The organism is Mesorhizobium alhagi CCNWXJ12-2, from assembly GCF_000236565.1.
In the GTDB taxonomy this organism is placed as follows: Bacteria; Pseudomonadota; Alphaproteobacteria; order Rhizobiales; family Rhizobiaceae; genus Allomesorhizobium; species Allomesorhizobium alhagi.
In genome coordinates, this window is sequence record NZ_AHAM01000166.1 from 1 (window position 1) to 2,702 (window position 2,702).

Genomic DNA, 2,702 nt, shown 5'->3' on the forward strand with positions numbered 1-2,702 from the left:
GAGCCGATCGAGGGCAGTGCTTCGCCGCGAAAGCCGAGCGAGCGTATGTCGTGGATGTCAGTGGAGAGCTTCGACGTGCAGTGGCGCGCCACCGCGAGTTCCAGCTCGTCTTCGGGAATGCCGGCACCGTCGTCGCTGACCCGCACCAGATTGAGCCCGCCGCCGGCCGTGACGATCTCGACGCGCGCCGCCCCCGCATCGATTGCGTTTTCGACCAGTTCCTTGACCACACTCGCCGGACGCTCGATGACCTCACCGGCGGCGATCTGGTTGATCATCGTTTCTGAAAGCTGGCGTATGGGCATGACGGCATCATATGCGGATTCTGCGCCTCAGCGAAAGCGCTTCAAACCCTGCGCGGCGAGCCAATCGCGAACCTTTCTGGCGCCGGCGGAAAGCTCGCGGTGCTTCGGCCAGACGACGTGGAAGCCCTTGCCTGTCACCAGCGTGTGATCGGTGATGCGCACCAGCAGTCCGGAGGCGAGCAGCCGCTCGGCGAGATGCTTCCAGCCGAGCGCGATGCCCTGGCCTTCCATGACCGCCTGGATCACCAGCGCGTAGTCGTTGATGAGCAGGCTCGGATTGGCGACGGCGCCGCTCGCGCCTGCGGAGAGAAACCATTCCGACCAGCTTGCGGCCTCGCGATAGGGCTCCTCGAGATGGATGAGGCGGTGCGAGGCCAGTTCGGCGACCGACCGAGGCAGGCCGAAGTGTGACGCATAGGTGCTGCCCGCGACCGGAAAGATCTCTTCCTCGGCCAGCGGCAGGCTATCGTAATCGGGCCAGTCCTTTGGATAACCGCCGCGTATGGCGAGTGGAATGCCCTCGGCGGCGATGTCGAGATCCCTGTCGGCCGTCTGGATGCGGAGATCCACGCCCGGCAATTCATCGCGGAACTGCTGCAGGCGCGGCATCATCCAGAACGAGGCGAAGGCGGTGGAGGCCGACAGCGTGACATGGCCGCCGACGGCCAGCGTGCGCAGGTCCTCGGCCGATTTGCGGATGTGCGACAGGCCAAGCGAGACGTCTGCGAAGAAGCGCTCGCCGGCTTCGGTGAGCCGCACCTGGCGATGGCGGCGCTGGAACAGCGGCACGCCGAGTTGCCGTTCCAATCCCCGGACCGCATAGGACACAGCAGCCTGGGTCATGCCGAGCTCGCGGCCGGCGGCGGTGAAGCTCGACAGCCGGCCGGCCGCCTCGAAGACGATCAGGGAGCCGGCGGATGGCAGGAGGTGGCGGAGGCTTTGCATAAGGACAGCTTATACAAGCCATCAGGATTTTCCAGCGTCACAGACGCAATCCGGCCGCATAGGCTGATACTCATAGAGGTTGGGAAACCCGATGAGCACAGCCGCTGCCGAGACGACGACAGAACCCTCCAGACGCCGCGAGCGCGGCGGCGGCAGGATAGCCCGGCGCGAATTGCGCTCGCATGGCAGCCAGGGTCTTGGCCGGCCCTATATCGTCCGCAACATCCCGACCTACGACATATTGTCGGAGGAGAACCTGCTTCGCATCGAGGCGACGGCGGATCGCATTCTGGCCGAGATCGGCATCGAGTTCCGTGACGATCCTGTCGCGCTCGACCATTGGAAGCGGGCAGGGGCCAAGATCGACGGCATGCTGGTGAAGTTCGAGCCGGGCATGCTGCGCGAGGTTCTGAAGACCGCACCGGCCGAATTTACCCAGCATGCGCGGAACCCGATGAACTCGGTGCAGATCGGCGGCAAGAATGTCGTATTCTCGCCGGCCTACGGCTCGCCCTTCGTCATGGACCTCGACAAGGGCCGCCGCTACGGCACGATCGAGGATTTTCGCAATTTCATTAAGCTGGCGCAGTCCTCGCCCTGGCTGCACCACTCCGGCGGCACGATCTGCGAGCCGGTCGACGTGCCGGTCAACAAGCGCCATCTCGACATGGTCTACAGCCATGTAAGATATTCCGACCGGGGCTTCATGGGCTCGGTGACGGCCGAATCCCGCGCGGAAGACTGCATCGACATGGCCCGGATCGTGTTCGGCGAGAAATTCGCCGACGAGAACTGCGTCATCCTCGGCAATGTCAACGTCAATTCGCCGCTGGTCTGGGACGCCACGATGACGACGGTGCTGCGCGCCTACGCCCGCGCCAACCAGGCGGCGGTGATCGTGCCGTTCATCCTCGGCGGGGCCATGGGCCCGGTGACCAATGCCGGCGCGATCGCCCAGTCGCTCGCCGAAACCATGGCCGGCTGCGCGCTGACGCAGCTCGAGCGCCCCGGCGCGCCGGTGGTCTTCGGCAATTTCCTGTCGTCGATGTCGCTCCGCTCGGGCTCGCCCACCTTCGGCACGCCAGAGCCGGCGATCGGCTCGATGGTGATCGGGCAACTCGCGCGGCGGCTGAACCTGCCGCTGCGCTGCTCCGGCAATTTCACCACCTCGAAGCTGCCCGACGCGCATGCGATGAACGAAGGTACCATGTCGATGCTGGCCGCCGTGCATTGCGGCGCGAATTTCATCCTGCACTCGGCCGGTTTTCTCGACGGGCTGCTTTCCATGTCCTACGAGAAATTCGTCATGGACGCGGATTTCTGCGGCGCGTTGCACACCTATCTCGACGGCGTGACGGTCGACGACAATCAGCTCGCGCTCGACGCATTCAGGGAGGTCGGGCCGGGCAGCCACTTCTTCGGCTGCGCGCATACGATGCAGAACTACGAGAC

Annotated in this window: 3 protein-coding genes; 1 reads left to right on the forward strand and 2 read right to left on the reverse strand. The window is 64.9% G+C overall.

Translation table 11 applies throughout. From position 1 onward, the window contains the following. Window positions 1–305 (reverse strand): ATP-binding protein (locus MAXJ12_RS18990; protein ID WP_008837582.1); only part of this gene is annotated, 305 nt, incomplete at its 3' end. 27 nt (window positions 306–332) lie between these two features. Next, window positions 333–1,250 carry a LysR substrate-binding domain-containing protein gene (locus MAXJ12_RS18995; protein WP_008837583.1) on the reverse strand — a complete coding sequence of 306 codons (918 nt, stop codon included), beginning with the start codon at window positions 1,248–1,250 and terminating at the stop codon, window positions 333–335. A gap of 91 nt (window positions 1,251–1,341) precedes the next feature. Between MAXJ12_RS18995 and MAXJ12_RS19000 the strand changes: the two genes are divergently transcribed. Further along, window positions 1,342–2,702, forward strand: a 1,361-nt coding sequence (locus tag MAXJ12_RS19000; RefSeq protein WP_008837584.1) for a trimethylamine methyltransferase family protein, incomplete at its 3' end; no start/stop codon positions are given.

Bases quoted from the DNA above. Each gene is read 5' to 3' on its own strand.
- MAXJ12_RS18995 (WP_008837583.1), bottom strand. From the start codon at position 1,250: ATGCAAAGCCTCCGCCACCTCCTGCCATCCGCCGGCTCCCTGATCGTC.